Genomic DNA, 18,691 nt, shown 5'->3' with positions numbered 1-18,691 from the left:
ATAGCTATTTATAAAAATAAGTTATTGTTTGTATGTTGTTTTGGTGCTAATATAATAACTAAATTGTTATTGGTAATAAATGGGGAGGTTGATAAAGAAGTCGAATCTTCTGCTTGAGTAATAATGAAAACCTTTACAAAACGGGAGGGTAAAACGAATGAAGAGGTTCAAAAAAAGCTTTGCTCTATTTCTTACAGCAGTAATGCTCGTTACAATGGCTGTGCCTGCGCTAGCTAACGGAAAAACAAATGAAAACCTCAAGGCGCACTGGGCTGGAGAAAGTGTAGAGAAGTGGCAGGGTAATGGTGTTATTCAAGGTTATCCGGACGGCTCTTTTAAGCCGGATCATAAAGTAACGCGTGCTGAGCTTGTAAGTATTATTAATAAGCTATTTGGATTTAGCACTCTTTCGGAAATGTCATTCTCGGATGTACCTGCTAAAGCTTGGTATGCAAGCGCTTTATCTATAGCAAAGCAAGCTGGCTATTACAAAGGTTTTCCTGATAATAAAGCGAAAGCGGATACTGAAGTAACTCGTCAAGATGCTGCAACATTAATTGCTTCTGTTTTTTCACTGGAGCCAGGCACTAAAGCGAGTGCCTTTACAGACCAAGCATCCATCAGCGCTTACGCTAAAGAGGCTACACTAGCATTGAGTGGAATTCTATCCGGATATCCAGATGGTACATTTCGTCCGAACGACCCAATTACAAGGGCGGAGGTAGTCACTATCGTTGACAGATTGATTAGCGGCTACTACAACACAGCCGGTACATTCACAGGGGGAGATATCCATGGGAATATTGTCATTAACCAAAGTGGGGTTGAACTAAAGAATGTAGCTGCATCAGGCAACCTTTATTTTACCTCCGGTATTGGTGATGGTGAGGGTGTCTTGGAGAATGTAACAGTACAAGGTAATGTACTTATATCTGGTGGTGGCGAGCATTCGATTCATTTAAAAAATTCTAAATTGGCTGCTGTAAAAGTGAATCGTCCTGAAGGAAAAGTTCGGGTCGTTATAGAGGACCGTACGGTCATCACTCAACTGACTATTGATAGTGCTTCTATTATAGAAGTAGGCTCAGGTTCTACAATCGATCAGCTTGTGATTGGTAACGGTGCAACGGGAACGTTGATTACAACAAAAGGTACCATTAGCAAGCTTGTAATAAGTGCTTCCTCTGTAGTCTTAAATGGAGTGACTATAGTAGAAGGAACATACACTGTGAAGGATGGAGTTCTTGTAGGACAGGGAACAAGCACACCGGCGCCTGGGGGCTCAGGTGGAACTAGTGTAGAGCCTACAGCAACGCCAGTACCGACGGCTACTCCGGAACCTACAGCAACGGCTGCTCCAACGGCAACACCAGAAGCTGGGGTTCATATCGTTGACGTAGATGCATCGACTGCTACCAAATCATTATTTGCTTATCTGGATAGCATGAGCGGTAAACAAGTTATGTTCGGTCATCAGCATGATACTACCGTCTCTTTTGCCGGAAAGGATAAGAACGGAAATGTTATTTCTGACGTATACAGCTCCACTGGTGATTATCCTGGGGTTTTTGGTTGGGACACCCTTAGTTTAGATGGATATGAGAATCCTCCTGGAGTTAGCGGAGATTATGAAGCGAGTAGATTAGGATTATCTGCTGCCATGAAGCAGGCTCATGATTTGGGTGGTATTGTAACGCTAAGTACACATCCTTACAATTTTGTTACGGGTGGAAGCTTTAACGATACAGGGAATTCCAAAGGAGCAACGCGCTCGGTAGTATCACGTATTTTGCCGGGCGGAGATAAGAATGGAGAGTTTAATAAATATCTGGGTCGCATCTCTGATTTTGCGAACAATCTTAAGGATGACGATGGCAACCTGATTCCAGTTCTGTTCCGTCCTTTCCACGAACAAAATGGAGGTTGGTTCTGGTGGGGTACGGCTACAACGACAAAAAGTGAATACGCGGAACTGTACAGATATACAGTTGAATACCTACGTGATGTTAAAGGCGTTCATAACTTCCTATATGTATTCTCACCAAACGGATCTTTTAATGGAAATGAAAGTGAATATTTAACGACTTATCCAGGTGATCAATTTGTTGATATTCTTGGAATGGATCAGTATGACAACAAGGAGATTACGGGTTCGGAGGCTTTCCTGGGTGGTCTTGTTAAAGACCTTAAGATGATTTCTCAGCTTGCTCAAGACAAAGGTAAGATTGTTACCCTATCTGAGTATGGTTATAGTGCTGCTGGTATGAAAACAACAGGCAATAATGAGCTGGAATGGTTCACTAAAGTATTGAATGCGATCAAGGCTGACCCTGATGCGGCAAAAATATCTTATATGCTGACTTGGGCGAACTTTGGTGAAGGTAATAATTTGTATGTTCCTTATAAGAATGTTCCTAATAAAGCAGATCATGAGTTGCTTCCTGATTTTGTGAATTTTTATAAAGATGATTTCACGGCTTTTGCGAGTGATGTGAAAGAAGATAATAAATACAATCTCGAAGTTGAAGTTGCAGCAAAGAAACCTTTCCTCCACATCGTAACTCCGAATAATATCAGTACAGTAACAGATGCCGTGACCGTCATTCGGGCCAAGGTATTAAATGCAGTGCCTAGCAAAGTGACTTATACTGTGGGTGATTCTGGAGTAGAGGTGGAAATGACGCTCGGTGCGGACGGTTACTATAGCGCTTCATGGCAGCCAGACGCTAGTCTGAATGGCAGTTCAACAGAGGTTACAGTGAGGGCATATGGAACTGGAGATGCTACACTTACACAGACTAATTCTGTATTCTTAAAAATCAATGAAGCGCCAATAAAGGTACTTAATTTTGATACTGACAAGGATTTGGAGCAAATTCAAAACAATGGTACTTGGTCAGGGCTCGCCAATAACGCAGAGATGATCAAGACGGTCTTGCAGCATGCGTCACTAGATGCTGACGGTAAGCTAGTTATTAACATTACTGAAGGGCTGTCTGCTGAGGATACTTGGCAGGAACTGAAGCTGCAATTGAATGATCTTGCACTGGATGGAGTGGACCTGTCTCAAGTTACACGTGTGAAGTTCTCCGTGTTAATTCCGGAGGCTGCTCAGAATGAGGCAAACAATGCTGCGGTACGCAGTGTGATTCAGTTGCCACCAGATTGGGATACAAAGTATGGCATGGACTCATCCTATAAATCTTTGTCCGACCTTGAGAAAGTTAACGTGAGTGGATCACAGTATTATAAATTTGATGTTTCGATTGATCTGGATAATGCCGCTAAATCAACCGAAGCCACTGGTCTAGCGATATCTCTGGTTGGCAGTGGTTTGGAAGTGAAAGGTGAATTGCCAATCTATGTAGATAATATCGGTCTTTATAATACGTATACTGCACCTGTTGCTGACAAAGCACTGGTAGATAATTTTGAATCTTATGGCTCAAGTGATGAAGCACTGATAGCCAAATATCCTAAGGCTGGCGGAGATGATGTGAGCGTATCTTTAAGCTCCGAGCATAAGGCATCCGGGGATTATGGAATGAAACTGCACTATACGATTAATAATGCAGGTTATACCGGAGTAGGTAAAAGTCTGGGTTCGCTGGACTGGTCCGACTATAATGCACTCAGTATGTGGGTAGCTTCCGATGGAGACAACGCTTATGCTGAGAAAGGTGAGCCGCTTAAGCTAGTGGTGCAGCTTGTCATTGATGGAGGATATTTCGAAGCCTATCCGGTCATTAATCCAGACAAGAACGGTAAAATAGTATTAAGTTTGAAGAATTTGACGGAGATGAGCTGGGGAAAAGCCGGAGAGCTTACACAGGAAAGATTGAAGCAAGTTCAGAGCTTTAATTTGTATGTGAATGCGATGGACGGACAGAGCCACGAAGGTTCGCTCTACTTTGACGATATTCAAGCGGTCTATGACGGGACACTTCCGGATATGTCGGAAGAAGGAAATGGAGGTTCGCAGGGACATGCGCCTGGCGTGTTATACACCTTCGCTACAGAAGCTGATATTGCAGGATGGGCTACAACAAACGGTTCGTCTGCCAACGCTCAACCTCCAGTATTTGATACCAATGAAGAAGCGGCAAGTGTACAATTTGATTTGATTAATACTGGCAATGATACAAATGGCAGCTCCAAAGAATCCTTTGAACTTGCTATTAATCCTGAGAAACTGAATATTACAGGGCTGGATACGATCAGCGCTAAGGTTAAGCTCTCGAGTGGTGCAGCTAAAGCGCGTCTATTCATCAAGACAGGTGCGGACTGGAAATGGAGCGACAGCGGTGATCCTGTGCCTGTAGATTCTAAGGGTTATACGACCTTATCTATTTCACTGCCTACTGCAGCAGCAGGGGTGGGCGTAGATTTGGCTGCTGTAAAGACGATTGGGATTAAAATTGAGGATGTTTCCAATGATGGAGGAACTGCGAAGCTTTATTTGAAGGAAGTATCTCTGGAGAAAGCTGTCCCGGATGTTCACTATGGCTTCGAGACGGGGAATGACGGTTGGGCTATCAATTCTGGTACAGCCACAGTATCTTCTGATGTATATGCTGAAGGTAATCAATCTTTGAAGCTTGATTTCGCATGGAATGGAGAGGATAAAGATCCTTTTATAGCAGCATCAAAAGTAGCTGCACTTGATCTGAGCTCATTCTCCAAGCTTACTGCTAAAGTTAGAATCGTCTCTGACCAGCCTGATGTTCAAGCGAAGCTGTTTCTTCAATTAGGTGGCTATGCAGTATGGGTAGATTCGGGTGCGAAGATAGCTGCTCAGGATGGATTCACGGAGTTCACGATTGATCTCAGCAACAATTCCAATCTATCGCCCGAGAATTTGAAGAAAGTGGATGCCATTGGCATTCAGTTTGTTACACCTTCTACGGCTGGAACCGCTACAGCTTATATTGACGAGATCATAGCTTCTAATTAAGCGCGCTGCGATCCAGGTGTGAAATAAGGGTCCCTGCATGTCCATTAGGATTGTCTAATAGACTTGCAGGGACTATTTTGTATGATCAGTTTATAGTTAATGATTTGAATAGCATTCAAGCGCTGTTCTTTCTAGTTCGGTGACAAATGCTTCTTTCCCATCCATATAAGCTTCAATGTCCTTCGGAAATTGATTCGCAAGATCCTCTTTTAGATTACCGTATTGTTCTGCTGCCTCGCCACTCATACCGAACTCGCCCATACATTCGTAACCGAGCTCTGTCATTTGCGCGTTGAAGTCATCAATAACTTCGATATTTCGTACAACAGGCATCATATCAATGATTGGTTTAGCTTTTAGCCCAGGAACAGAAGTGCTGCCAATATGGTGAATATCAATAAGTGCATCAGCGAAGATCTCTTTAATCTTACGATACTTCTTGGAAGATAAGATTCCATTCCTCATTGTATTGTGTGACAGTAACATCCATTTCGCTAACCTCTCTTTATGTTTGATTCCTGGATTTTTTTATTATAGAACAAGTGTTCTTAATAATCAAATACTAAATTTAATATTGGCGGGCATAATCAACGAGATTTAGGGATGGAGTGCCAGTAGATAAATAGGAATTTATATTTTCGGTAAAAATATTTACGATTCGATTAGCGTATTGATCGGTTATGCCAGCAGAATGAGGAGTGATGACTACCTGCTCCATAGTCCAAAGTGGATGATCCTGCGGGAGGGGTTCGGTTTCGAATACATCCAATCCCGCACCACGAAGCTGACCGCGATTCAGTGCATGGATTAGAGCCTCAGTATCAGTAGTCGCTCCACGTCCAACGTTAATGTAATAAGAGCCTTGTTTAAAGGCAGAGAAGATAGCAGTATTAAATAATTGCTTAGTTTCATCGGTGATAGGGAGTATATTGATGATGAAGTCGCCTTGGCTCACAGCTTCTGGCAGATGGTCAGTGGTATATACTTGATCAAAATCAGCGAGTGGCTTGCCTGAGCGACTTACTCCGATCGTCTTCATCCGGAAAGATTTAGCGATTCTGGCAGTTTCGCTGCCGATGGCTCCAGTTCCAACAATAACGGCTGTCTTTCCGAACAATTCACTCTCACTTCCGTCAGAATTCCAGTAGCGGTTCATCTGATTGCGAACAGCTGTATGCAAATTACGTGTGAAGAGAAGCATGAAGCCAAAGATTACCGCAGAAATAGGCTCGGCATGCACTCCGCTCCCACTAGTCAATAGGATTCCACGTTCCTTAAAACGCTCTAACGGGAGCTTCTCAATTCCAGCAGACCAGGATTGGACCCAGCGAAGGGGCGAATCTGGACGAAGAAGCGTATCGGCGATGCCTTTAGCCCAGCCGATTACGATCTCAGCATCAGCTAGCAGCTGTAAATCCGGATTTTTGCCGTCTCCTTGTATGAATGTATAACCGGGGGCTGCTGCTTTGATCCTTTCTTGTTGCTCGGCTGTAAGTGGTTGTAAACATACTATGGACTTAGTCATGATGTATTCCTCCTGCTCTAAGGTTTGATGAAAATGGATAATGTTATAGGATAAGGATACCAAATCTATAGGAGAAGGTGAAATTGATATGGATGCTAACGTGTCGGATAAAGATTCAGAACGATTATTTATTGCTGTGAAATTACCCTCAGAACTTGGGCAAGTTGTGGCGGAAGAGTGCTCTAACCTATCTCAAAAGTTTCATTTTGCAAAATGGACTCATCCAGAGGATTATCATATTACCCTGCAATTTTTAGGAGACACCCCAAAGACGAAAATCCCGGATTTAATCATGTCGTTGAAGCAGATGTCAGAGCAATGCCGCCCCTTCAAACTATCCTTAGACAAATGGAATACATTTGGTCTGCCAAAGGCTCCAAAAGTTTTATGGGTAGGGGTTTCTGGCGAACTAGAAGAGCTGAATTTACTGGCTGCGAGAGTACACACTGCTACACTTCCTTTAGGTTTTTCGGCCGAATCCAGGGAGTACAAACCACATCTCACAGTGGCTCGAAAGTACCTTGGAAAAATTTCATTTGATGATAAATTGCTGGAAAATTTACTGAAATTGGATGATGAAAAAAGATCAAAAATCTTTCATAGAGACTGGACGATTGATAGTTTTGTGTTGTATGCTACCAGAATGTATGCCATTCCTATGTATGAAATGATTGAAAATATTACATTTTAAAATCGGTATTTAAGTTTTCAAAGCTTCCGTTTTCGGTTACATACAATAGGAATGTGCCGTGAAATAGGAGGAATATCATGTTAATCTTTAAACAAAACCGCTGTATCGCGTTGCTTGTTGGCGTTATACTAGTGTGTTTCTCTGCCATAAGCTTAATGCAGCCTAATCAGGTTGCCGAGGGGAAAATAGATAATCTGCAGATGGATAAGCTGCAATCCACCAGCCGAGCATCGGTAATTAATTATTTGCAAGAAGAATCAAAATCTAGTAAGACGAGGGGCACTACAAAAGTTTCACAAACGAATAAGCTTTACAGCACAGTTAACCTGTTCAGTTCCACTTGGAAACCAGAGCAGAGTGTAGAATGGCTTAGTAAGAATAAAATAAAGCCACAAAATACATCGCAGGCTTCCATAGTTCGGGTAAAGGCTGATGTAGCACAATCTAATTCAGCTGCACAGAAAGCGACAGCGAAAAAGAGCGCTCAGACTGTAGTTAAGACAGTCTCGGCATCTCAGAAAAATCCCCTCACAACATTATACTTCTCTCGGACCGAGCTATTAAGCCAGGAGCAGCAAAGTAAAGCAACCCGGCGCTACGCAGTATCCGAAGAAGAACTGCTTCTGCTACAAAAAATTGTAATGGCAGAGGCGGAAGGTGAACCGTACCAGGGCAAGGTGGCAGTTGCCAACGTTGTTCTGAATAGGCTACGGTCAGCCAATTTCCCCGACACGATATATAAGGTCATTTATCAAAAGCATCAATTCAGTCCTGTAGCTAACGGGCGTCTTAAACGTGTCAAGCCTAATGATGATAGTATTAAAGCGGTGAACGCGGCGCTCTCTGGGGTGAAGGAAGTTCCCGATAGTACTTATTTTTTCCTATCGCTTAAGCTTGCGCAGGATCTTACCGTACATCATTCGCAGGAGTATGTGAAGACCATTGGTAATCATACGTTTTATAAATAATTGACCTTATCTGTGAACCTCAGCTATTTATAGGGTAAACTAGACTATATAACCCTGGAGGTGGAAGAATTGTCATGAAGATCACTTATTACGGACACTCAGCGCTGCTGGTAGAAACAGAGCAAGCGAAAGTTATTATTGACCCTTTTTTGTCAGGAAATCCGAACTCCGGTATTTCACCTGATGACATTACTGTAGATGCTGTCCTGCTGACTCACGGTCACTCGGATCATTTAGGTGATGCTGTGCAAATTGCCAAACAGAATGATTGTCCGATCTTTGCAGTTTTTGAGCTTGCAGAATACTGCCGAATGAAGGGTGCCAAGGTTAAACATATGAATATAGGCGGCAGTCATATTTATGATGCCATTACCGTTAAATATACTCAGGCGTTTCATTCCTCATCGATTCAGGAAGGCGACGTTTGGATTTATGCTGGACAACCCGCAGGTATTTTATTGACGATTGAGGGGAAGACGTTATTCCATGCAGGTGATACCGCACTATTCAGCGATCTGCGTCTGATTGGTGAAAGAACTGCGATTGATTTGGCGGCTCTGCCAATTGGTGATATGCTGACCATGGGACCGGATGATGCGCTCCTTGCTGCGCGCTGGCTTCAAGCGGACAAGGTCATACCACTTCATTACAATACATTTCCGGATATTGCTCAGGATGCTATGGATTTCTGTGATCGTCTGCGACAAGAGGGGATAGAGGGATTCCCGCTTAAAGCTGGTGAAAGTATAGAAATTTAATAAATCCTGATTACATGTCTATACAAAAAAAGCAGATAGCCGGGAATTTCCCTGGCTACCTGCTTTTCTTTATGGTGTAATGCACACAGGCTCTTCGCCTCGGGCTTGAGATCTTGCTCCTCTGATATCAGCTGTTTTGTCTGCGGGGTTGCCTAACATCTGCAGAACGGTAGTCGCGCAACTTTGCGGTTGATGTTTATCAGGGGCTAGACGGCGTTTACGCTGCTCTTCGAGAACAGAATACTCACGAAGCATCATAGAGAACCATTTGTTCACTACCTCACAGTCAAGTACCTCTGCTAGTCCTAGCTCTACGAAATATTGGCAGTTTTTCTCTTCCTGACCTGGAATAGCTTTATAGAAGAGCATTGGAATTCCCTTAGCCTGACCTTCGGTACAGGTCATACCGCCAGGCTTTGTGATTAGAAGGTCGGAAGCATCCATCAGTTTATTGATTTCACTGGTGTATCCAAGAATCCTGACGTTAGGATGATTAAGCCTTGGATTGGACTTCATTTTGGCTATAAGCTTCTCATTACTGCCCATACAGAAGATGAGTTGGATGTTATCCATTCTGGCTGTGAGTGAATTCATAATCTCTTTGCCGAACATCAGTCCCCAGCCTCCACCCATTATGAGAACAGTAGGGATATCGGCTAGACCTAGTTCCTTGCGGAGCAGCGTCTTGTTGGATCGTTCCCAGAACTTCGGATGCACAGGAATGCCTGTGACCGTTACAAGCTCAGGAGCAATCCCTCGGCCTGTTAGAATTGATTTGACGCGTGGGGTAGAGACGAGATATCGATTGACCTCGGAATTTACCCAGCTACCATGTGCATCATAATCTGTAATTAACGTATACAGCGGAACCTCCAATCCACGACGCTTTAGTCTGGAAATGACAGCGGCCGGAATGGGGTGTGTGCAAATAATCAAATCAGGCTTTAGCTGTTCGATCACTTGAGAGGCATGTGTATAAAAAATCCGGTGAAGTGCCATCTTAGTCAACGGGTTCAATGATTTATGATATTGTGTCTTATACATCATGCCGACCAGCTTAGGCTGGCTGCTAACTGTTTTTCGGTAAGCGGAAAGAATCCATGGGGCGACCATCGGGTTAAGAAATTTACCTAGCTCGATGACTCGGCACTGGACATCCGGATTCAGCAGCTTTATTCCTTCGGCCAGAGCATAGGCTGCTCCTGTGTGGCCCGTACCGAAGCCTTCCGAAAACAGCAGTACTCTTTTCTTTCGCATAAGTTCACCTGCTACTTTCCTTTTCAATAGAAATGCGGAATTTCTTCTTAAATAGATGAGGGAAAACTGTTCTCTACTCACATTATACAAATAAGACGTAAATAGAAAGTTAAAACCCTGCAATAAATAAAAAAATAAAAGATTTTCTAAAGTATTGCAAACTGCAAAGCTACATGTTAAAGTAATGAATGACCAATTGACCGGATTAGTAAAGTGGTCAGATAGTCAGCGGTAATGATATTTTCTGGAGAAAGGAAGTGGGCACAGGTGGCAGTGGTGGATCGAAGACAGCAGGTGCTTCAGGCCGCAGCAAAATCATTTTCATTATTCGGCTATAAGGCGACTACCATGGATCAGGTTGCTAAGATCGCAAATGTCGGGAAAGGAACCATCTACACCTTTTTTACAAACAAAGAGCAATTGTTTGATGAGATCCTGCGCGATATGATGGTAGAAATGAAGATGATTGCTGATCGCGAGATCAGGCGAGACAGACCTTTCTTTGATAACCTGCATCGTGTGCTGGATGCCCTGCTGGAATTTCGAAGTGAGCAGGAGCTATTCATCAAGCTTTCCCAGGAGAGTCGCGAATTCGGAACGCCGCAGGCAGGAGAAGGGCTCGAGAAGATCGAGAACTTAGTTTTAGAATATTTAGAACGGGAGGTGCAACAAGCCCTTGAAAAGGGAGAAATCAAACCTTGCGATCCTAAAATCGTATCTGTAGTCATGTTCAGGCTATATATTGTATTGACTGCTGAACTGAATAAAACACATACTCCCTTGGACAAGGAACAGATCAAGATGTACTTTCATTTGTTTCTCGCCGAAGGATTGGCACAGTAAGCGTTGATTCAGGATAGGGATGGCGTGATCAGATTGCTTTCCCTTAACAACTTCCAAACTGTTTTAGGCATTGAAGAAGAGCCGAAAGGCGTTTTTTTATCCCCTAAATTGACCAGATGGGGAAAATGGTCACCTAGTGTTACGTAATATTTCGCAAACAAAGCATTTTAAAGAGAGCATAAGCTCATAAGGAGAGAACCAGAATGAAATCATTATCCGTATTTACCAAGGATCTTGGCGCAGCACTGAGAAATCCAAAGGTGCTGATTCCGATGATTGCCATCCTATTTATTCCGGTGATGTATAGCGGATTCTTCCTAAAGGCATTCTGGGATCCGTATGGCAAGATGAATGAGTTACCGGTTGCTGTGGTCAACCAAGACGTCGGTGCTAATTATGAAGGAAAACAACTTCAGGCCGGAGATGATCTGGTTGAGGAGCTTAAGGTAACCGATGGCTTTCAATGGAACTTTGTTTCACTAGAAGAAGCGCAAGCAGGAATGAAGGACAATACCTATTATATGGCGATTATTGTTCCAGAAGACTTCTCTGCTAAAGCAACAACGCTTTTGGATGATGAACCACAACCGGCAAAAATTATTTATGAGCCAAATGAAGGCTACAACTTCCTGGCCGGTCAAATCGGTGGGACGGCTGTAGCAGAAATTAAAAATAAAGTATCTGCTAAAGTAACAGAAGCTTATGTGGAGTCTGTATTCAATCAGATTACAGAAGTATCTGATGGATTGGGCGAAGCAGGAGATGGAGCTTCCAAGATCGCAGATGGCGCTGGTAAGCTAGATGACGGAGCCTTGAAGCTGAAAGATAATCTTCTTGTACTGACAGATGGTACAGGTAAACTTCAAAATGGTGTAGAACCCCTTACACAAGGCGTGACTGATTTGAATGCAGGTGCTACGGCGCTTAAAACAGGATCAACCACGTTGGCAAGCGGATTGCAACAACTGTCTACTGCACATACGCAGCTTCAAGACGGAGTTGCTCAAAGCGCTGCCGGCAGTAAACAGCTTAGTGATGGCTTGAAGCAAGCTGTAACAGGTGCCGCACAGCTTCAAGCAGGAACGAAGTCTGCTGTGGATGGTACTACTAAACTACAAGCAGGAACACAATCTTTAGTTGACGGCAGCGCGAAGCTGGAAGCAGGTTTAACCTCTTCCGTGGATGGCAGCGCGAAGCTAGAAGCAGGCTTGCAGGCTTCCGCAGAAGGTAGCACAAAGGTTACTGAGGGCGCTAAAGCGGTCGCTCAAGGGTTGCAGCAATTGGCACAGGCTAGTCCTGAGCTGGCACAGAATCCAGCCGTACAGAAGCTCCTAGCAGCTAGTGCAGCTGTTGCACAAGGTAGTGAGCAACTGCAACAAAGCCAAGAGCAACTGGCACAGGGTGCTACTGCACTCCACAGTGGGCAAGAGCAACTGGCACAAGGTGCAACTCAACTGCATTCGGGTTCACAGCAGGTAGCTGATGGTGTAACTCAGTTGCATGATGGAGCACAGCAATTAAATGCTGGTAGCACACAGCTTTTGACAGGACAACAAAAACTGGCACAAGGCGCATCTGCACTTGTAACGGGTGGCGATAAGCTACAAGCAGGTATGAAACAGTTCGGCGCGAAGCTTAGTGAAGCAGCAGCTGGAGGCAGCAAGCTGGCTGAAGGCGGTAAAGCACTTGGCGATGGTACCTCAAAACTGCTAAGCGGTGTAGGCGAACTAGGTTCCGGTATCAGTGCTGTAGCAGATGGTTCGAAAAAACTGGCTGACGGTGCAGGCGAGCTGAAAGATGGTATGGATGATCTGAAATCTGGATCAACAGAACTGGCAACTAAGCTTGGAGATGCTGCTGAAAAAACAGGCAGTGTGAATAAGTCAGATAAAATGATGGAAATGTTCGCACAACCGGTTGTGGTTGAGGATCAAGTTGTAAATCATGTACCAAACTACGGAACAGGATTTGCTCCTTACTTCTTATCTCTTGGGTTGTTCGTAGGTGCTCTGATTTCTACGATTGTTATTCCAATGCGTGAATCAGCTGTACTAGGCGCAAGCCGTATGAATCGTTTTATCAGCCGTACGCTTACGTTCTCAATCATGAGCTTTATCCAGTCTATGCTGGCTGCTGTGGTTGTATTGTACGGACTTGGACTAGAAGTACAAAGTGTACCGCTATTCTTCCTATTTACATTCTTGACTAGTCTAGTTTACACATGGGTAATTCAATCCATTGTTACTTGGCTGGATCAACCGGGACGTTTTGTTGTTATCGTTATTCTTATTTTCCAATTAACAACTAGTGCCGGAACATTCCCACTTGAATTGATCCCGAACTGGATGAAATTCTTTAACCCACTGCTTCCTATGACTTACACAGTTAGTGGTCTTAAATCAGTAATTTCTACAGGGGACTTCAGTGCAATGTGGAGTGACGTAGGTGTGCTTGCAATCTTCGGTCTTGGATTCCTTGCTCTTACTTTCGCTTACTTCATGACCCGCAGTCGGGACAATGAAGCTGGAATGAACAGTGAACAAGCTATGACTGTATAATAGAAAAAAAGTAATTAAAAAGCGTCTCCTCCGGGAGGCGCTTTTTTTGAGTTTAAATCATAGAACCCTTTTTCTTGCAAACATTCAAGGGTAATGAAAATTCTTGAAACGCTTTCATTGCATAAGTTCTTATGCGTCATTTATGCATAATTATACATAGATGAGTTTTTTTAAACTTTTGTCCACTAAAGCTGTGTCGCAAAAAGAAATGTTAATCAGCATCATAAAAAAGTTTAAATTGCGCTGTTGTCACCTCGGTGATAAAATAATAGCACTAATCTGGCTTGAATAATTATTAAAATTTTAATCTGAAAAATTTTCCAAAGATTACGCCATACTTTATAATAGAAAGGTTGCGTTCGATGAGACACACTGAACTGCCCGGAAAACAGGGCCTGTATGATCCCCAGTTCGAAAAAGATGCTTGCGGCATGGGATTTGTAGCCCATATTAAAGGCAAACCGTCCCATGATATTGTTAGTAACGCTTTAACAATGCTCTTTAATATGGAGCATCGTGGCGGACAAGGTAGCGAACCCAACTCTGGTGACGGAGCAGGTATCATGCTTCAAATTCCGCACCGTTTCTTTGCTAGTGAAGCCCAGAAGCTTGGCTTCGCTTTGCCGGAACAAGGCCATTATGGCGTAGGCATGATTTTTCTATCTCATAACGAGAAAGTTCGGGCTCAACATGAGGCTCTCTTAAGCAAAATTATTGCTGAAGAAGGTCAGGAAGTACTCGGCTATCGTGATGTACCTACCTATGATGAAATGCTTGGCAAAACTGCGAAGGCTGCAAAGCCTTTTGTGCGCCAAGTGTTTATCGGTCGCTCGGCCTCGGTTACGAACGAATTGTCTTTTGAGCGTAAGCTTTATGTCATCCGCAAACGTGCAGAGCTTGCGATTCGCTACGGTGGTGTAGAAGAGGCTGAAGCCTTCTATATCCCAAGCTTGTCATGTCGTAAGATCGTGTACAAAGGCATGCTGACTACAGAACAAGTCGGACAATTCTACCTGGATTTGCAGAACGAAGAGCTGGAATCAGCAATCGCGTTAGTTCACTCCCGTTTCAGTACGAATACCTTCCCAAGCTGGGAACGTGCGCATCCCTACCGCTTTATGATCCACAATGGTGAGATCAATACCTTGCGCGGAAATGTGAACTGGATGCATGCTCGCCAGTCGCTGTTCAAGAGTGAAGTGTTCGGCGAAGATCTGAGTAAGATCAAACCTGTTATAAACCCGGATGGATCGGACACTGCAATGTTCGATAATACCTTTGAGTTTCTTTATTTGAGCGGACGCTCTTTGACACAAGTAGCCATGATGATGGTTCCTGAACCATGGAGCAATCATGACAGTATGGACGCCAACAAGAAAGCTTTTTACGAATACCACAGCACTTTGATGGAGCCATGGGACGGACCTGCTGCAATGGGCTTTACAGATGGTGTGCAAATCGGCGCTATTCTGGATCGTAACGGCTTGCGCCCTGCTCGTTATTATGTAACAAAGGACGACATGATTATTCTATCCTCCGAAGCGGGTGTACTGGACATTCCAGCAGAGGACATCTTATATAAAGACCGCCTGAAGCCTGGACGCATGCTGCTCGTGGATACGAAGGAAGGCCGTATTATCTCCGATGAGGAAGTCAAATCGGCTATCGCCACTGAGAAGCCTTACCGCCAGTGGCTGGATGAGCATTTGATCAGTCTCGAAGAGCTTCCAGATGCGCCTGAGCTACCAAATCCTAAGCATGACAATGTGCAGCAGCTGCAGCAAGCGTTCGGCTATACTTTTGAGGACTTGCGCAAGGTGCTTGAACCCATGGCATCTACTGGCGCTGAAGCTGTAGGTTCCATGGGTTATGATGCGCCGCTCGCTGTGCTTTCAGACCGTCCGCAGCGTCTATATAACTATTTCAAACAAATGTTTGCTCAGGTAACGAATCCACCAATCGATGCTATTCGCGAAGAGCTGGTTACCTCTACTACGACTACAATTGGACCAGAGCGTAACTTGCTTAAACCAGAACCAGAAAGCTGTCGCCAAATCTCGCTGCACACACCGATTCTTTCGAATGAAGATTTTGCTAAAATTCGACATGTTCGTCGTGCAGGCTTCAAGTCGATGTCTATTCCGATTCTTTTCCCAGCTGAGCTCGGAGCAGAAGGAATGCGTATCGCGCTTGAGCGTATGAACGAGGCTGCTGATCGCGTTATGGCTAAAGGTCATAACATTCTGATTCTGACGGACCGCGGTGTGGACCGTGAGAATGCTGCGATTCCTGCTCTACTTGCGGTATCGAGCTTGCATCACCATCTGATCCGGCAAGGAACACGGACAAAAGTTAGTATTTTGCTTGAATCCGGTGAACCTCGTGAAGTCCATCATTATGCACTTCTGCTTGGTTATGGTGTGAGTGCAGTCAATCCGTATCTGGCCTTTGAAAGCTTGGATGATATGATCGGCCAAGGCTTACTGCGGGGAATCTCGCATGAGAAGGCTGTGAAGAACTATATTAAAGCTGCGACTAAGAGCGTAGTTAAGATTCTTTCCAAAATGGGGATTTCGACTATTCAATCCTACCGGGGCGCGCAGATCTTTGAAGCTGTGGGTCTGAACTCGGAATTCGTGGATCGTTACTTTACTTGGACACCTTCCCGCATTGGCGGTATTGGTCTGGAGGAAGTAGCAACCGAGGCACTTATCCATCATAACCGTGCTTTCACGGAAAAAGACGGAAATGATAAAGTGCTTGATTCCGGTGGTGATTATCAATGGCGAAACGATGGGGAAGATCATTTGTTCAACCCACAGACCATTCATCTGCTTCAGCACTCCGTGCGTAGTGGGGATTATAAGTTGTATAAGAAATATGCTGCACTTGTTCAAGGTGAAAGTGAGAAGCATCTGACAATTCGTTCCTTGTTGCAGTTCAAGTCAGCTTATGAACCGATTCCATTAGAAGAAGTAGAGCCAGTGGAGTCCATTATGAAACGGTTTAAGACAGGTGCGATGTCCTTTGGTTCCATTAGTAAGGAAGCGCATGAGACCCTCGCTATTGCAATGAACCGGATCGGTGGTAAGAGTAATACTGGTGAGGGTGGAGAAGATCCAGCCCGCTATATCCCGGACAGCAACGGCGATTCCCGTCGCAGTGCGATTAAACAAGTAGCCTCCGGACGTTTTGGAGTTACATCTAACTACCTTGTTAACGCTGATGAGATCCAGATTAAGATGGCTCAGGGTGCTAAACCAGGGGAAGGCGGACAGCTTCCAGGACGTAAAGTTTATCCATGGGTGGCTGAAGTGCGTGGTTCAACAGCTGGTGTGGGCTTGATTTCACCTCCGCCGCATCATGATATTTATTCGATTGAGGATTTGGCAGAGCTGATCTACGATCTGAAGAATGCCAATCCACGTGCAAATATTAATGTTAAGCTCGTCTCTGAGGTCGGAGTAGGTACGATTGCTGCTGGCGTAGCCAAAGGGCGCGCTGATATTATCCTGGTAAGTGGCTATGACGGGGGTACAGGTGCATCTCCGATGAACTCCATTCGTCATGCAGGTCTTCCATGGGAACTTGGCTTGGCCGAAACGCATCAGACGTTGATGCTGAACAATCTGCGTGACCGCGTTGTACTGGAAACAGACGGAAAAATGCTTAGCGGTCGCGATCTAGCCGTAGCTGTATTACTAGGTGCTGAAGAGTATGGCTTCGCTACTGCTCCGTTAGTAGCTGTGGGTTGTATCATGATGCGTGTCTGCCAAATGGATACTTGTCCGGTTGGTGTAGCGACACAAAATCCAGATCTTCGTAAGAACTTTACGGGTGATCCACAGCATGTAGTTAACTTTATGACCTTTGTGGCACAGGATTTACGCGAAATCATGGCGAGTCTTGGCTTCCGTACGATTGAAGAGATGGTTGGCCGTACAGATTGCTTAGACGCTGCTCAAGCTTCGCAGCATTGGAAGAAGAAGGGCGTAGATTTGAGTAGTCTGCTGCATGTACCGGAAATGCCAGAGGGAAGCACACGCTTCTGCAGTAAACGTCAGAATCATGGTCTGGAAGAGACCCTTGATGTCTCTAAACTGCTGGATCTGGCTGCACCTGCACTGGAATCAGGAACGGCTGTAGAAGTATCATTACCGATTACGAACGTTAATCGTGCCGTTGGAACCATCCTTGGTAGCGAGCTGACACGTAAATACGGGGCAGCCGGCTTGCCTGATGATACAATTCGTCTTCATTTCACCGGTTCTGCTGGTCAAAGCTTGGGTGCATTCGTTCCTAAGGGGATCACACTTACGGTGGAAGGCGATTCCAATGACTACGTTGGTAAGGGACTGTCGGGTGGTAAGATTATTATCAAACCATCTCCAAAAGCTACCTTTGCAGCTGAGGACAATATCATTATCGGAAATACTGCATTCTACGGAGCAACAGCTGGAGAAGCTTATATCAACGGTATCGCCGGTGAACGCTTTGCCGTTCGTAATTCTGGAGCGAAGGTTGTTGTAGAAGGTGTGGGTGACCACGGTTGTGAATACATGACTGGAGGCCGTGTGGTTGTTCTTGGTGAAACAGGCCGTAACTTTGCGGCAGGGATGTCAGGTGGTATCGCTTATGTTTACGATCCAGAGAGATCCTTCATCGGCCGCTGCAATCTCGAGATGGTACTTCTCGAGAGAGTGGAAGAGCCAGAAGAGATCGAAGAGCTGCGCGAGCTGATTAGCCGTCATGTAGAGCTTACAGGCAGTAAGGCGGGAGCGCGGGTATTGGATCAGTGGGCAGATAGCTTGCCGAAGTTTGTTCGTGTCATTCCGAAGGATTACAAACGGATGATGGAGCAGATTCGCAAAGTGGAGCAAACCGGATTGACCGGCGAGGCTGCTTTGATGGCCGCATTTGAAGCGAATATGCGGGAGCTTGCACGTGTAGGTGGCTAAATACCTGCATTCTGAAAAAAACAGGTAATATTGAATGAAGTGATATAAGGGACTTGGACTCTTTCGTTTGCGGGAGGCCAGGTCCCTTTTTGTTCAAATCGAATCGAATCCTCGGTCTAAACAACGTTAGACTGTTTCTTTTTTGTAATTTTCTGAAAAAAACGGTATGGTAAACTTGT

The 18,691-nt window shown here is 44.6% G+C and carries 10 protein-coding genes; 7 read left to right on the top strand and 3 right to left on the bottom strand.

Features of this window, described 5'->3' with window-relative positions; all coding sequences use genetic code 11:
* The first annotated feature begins 157 nt into the window (after positions 1-157).
* The gene (locus tag NSQ29_RS22590) at positions 158-4,954 is read left to right on the top strand and encodes a glycosyl hydrolase (RefSeq protein ID WP_341126138.1); all 4,797 of its coding nucleotides are present in this window, start codon (positions 158-160) and stop codon (positions 4,952-4,954) included.
* 96 nt (positions 4,955-5,050) lie between these two features.
* Here NSQ29_RS22590 and NSQ29_RS22585 read toward each other — a convergent pair whose 3' ends face one another.
* Both NSQ29_RS22585 and NSQ29_RS22580 read right to left on the bottom strand, forming a co-directional pair.
* The gene (locus NSQ29_RS22585; protein WP_341126137.1) at positions 5,051-5,419 is read right to left on the bottom strand and encodes a GrpB family protein; all 369 of its coding nucleotides are present in this window, start codon (positions 5,417-5,419) and stop codon (positions 5,051-5,053) included.
* A gap of 103 nt (positions 5,420-5,522) precedes the next feature.
* The gene (locus tag NSQ29_RS22580; RefSeq protein WP_341126136.1) at positions 5,523-6,479 is read right to left on the bottom strand and encodes a D-2-hydroxyacid dehydrogenase; all 957 of its coding nucleotides are present in this window, start codon (positions 6,477-6,479) and stop codon (positions 5,523-5,525) included.
* An 88-nt stretch (positions 6,480-6,567) separates the two neighbouring features.
* On the opposite strand from NSQ29_RS22580, the gene thpR reads away from it, so the two are divergent.
* From thpR to NSQ29_RS22565, 3 genes are all read left to right on the top strand, one after another.
* The gene (gene thpR / locus NSQ29_RS22575) at positions 6,568-7,170 is read left to right on the top strand and encodes an RNA 2',3'-cyclic phosphodiesterase (RefSeq protein WP_076283913.1); all 603 of its coding nucleotides are present in this window, start codon (positions 6,568-6,570) and stop codon (positions 7,168-7,170) included.
* Between the two features lie 77 nt (positions 7,171-7,247).
* Positions 7,248-8,138, top strand: a complete 891-nt coding sequence (locus NSQ29_RS22570) for a cell wall hydrolase (RefSeq protein ID WP_076283914.1) — start codon at positions 7,248-7,250, stop codon at positions 8,136-8,138.
* A gap of 74 nt (positions 8,139-8,212) precedes the next feature.
* On the top strand, positions 8,213-8,896 hold the full coding sequence (locus tag NSQ29_RS22565; protein ID WP_042185230.1) for a metal-dependent hydrolase: 684 nt from the start codon (positions 8,213-8,215) through the stop codon (positions 8,894-8,896).
* Between the two features lie 69 nt (positions 8,897-8,965).
* Here NSQ29_RS22565 and NSQ29_RS22560 read toward each other — a convergent pair whose 3' ends face one another.
* The gene (locus NSQ29_RS22560) at positions 8,966-10,153 is read right to left on the bottom strand and encodes an MGDG synthase family glycosyltransferase (protein ID WP_076299152.1); all 1,188 of its coding nucleotides are present in this window, start codon (positions 10,151-10,153) and stop codon (positions 8,966-8,968) included.
* Between the two features lie 267 nt (positions 10,154-10,420).
* Between NSQ29_RS22560 and NSQ29_RS22555 the strand changes: the two genes are divergently transcribed.
* The 3 genes from NSQ29_RS22555 to gltB all read left to right on the top strand — a co-directional run bounded on the left by NSQ29_RS22555 (position 10,421) and on the right by gltB (position 18,512).
* Positions 10,421-10,996, top strand: coding sequence for a TetR/AcrR family transcriptional regulator (locus tag NSQ29_RS22555; RefSeq protein ID WP_179085738.1), 576 nt, complete (start codon positions 10,421-10,423; stop codon positions 10,994-10,996).
* 203 nt (positions 10,997-11,199) lie between these two features.
* Positions 11,200-13,554 (top strand): YhgE/Pip domain-containing protein, encoded by a 2,355-nt coding sequence (locus NSQ29_RS22550; RefSeq protein WP_341126135.1) that lies wholly within the window; start codon positions 11,200-11,202, stop codon positions 13,552-13,554.
* A gap of 362 nt (positions 13,555-13,916) precedes the next feature.
* A complete protein-coding gene (gene gltB / locus NSQ29_RS22545) occupies positions 13,917-18,512 on the top strand; it encodes a glutamate synthase large subunit (RefSeq protein ID WP_341126134.1) in 4,596 nt (1,531 codons plus the stop codon).
* Positions 18,513-18,691: the final 179 nt, after the last annotated feature.

This window comes from Paenibacillus sp. FSL F4-0236, assembly GCF_038000135.1.
GTDB lineage: Bacteria > Bacillota > Bacilli > Paenibacillales > Paenibacillaceae > Paenibacillus_AQ.
The sequence above is the reverse complement of the archived record's forward strand: the minus strand, read 5'-3'. Positions and strand labels throughout refer to the sequence as shown.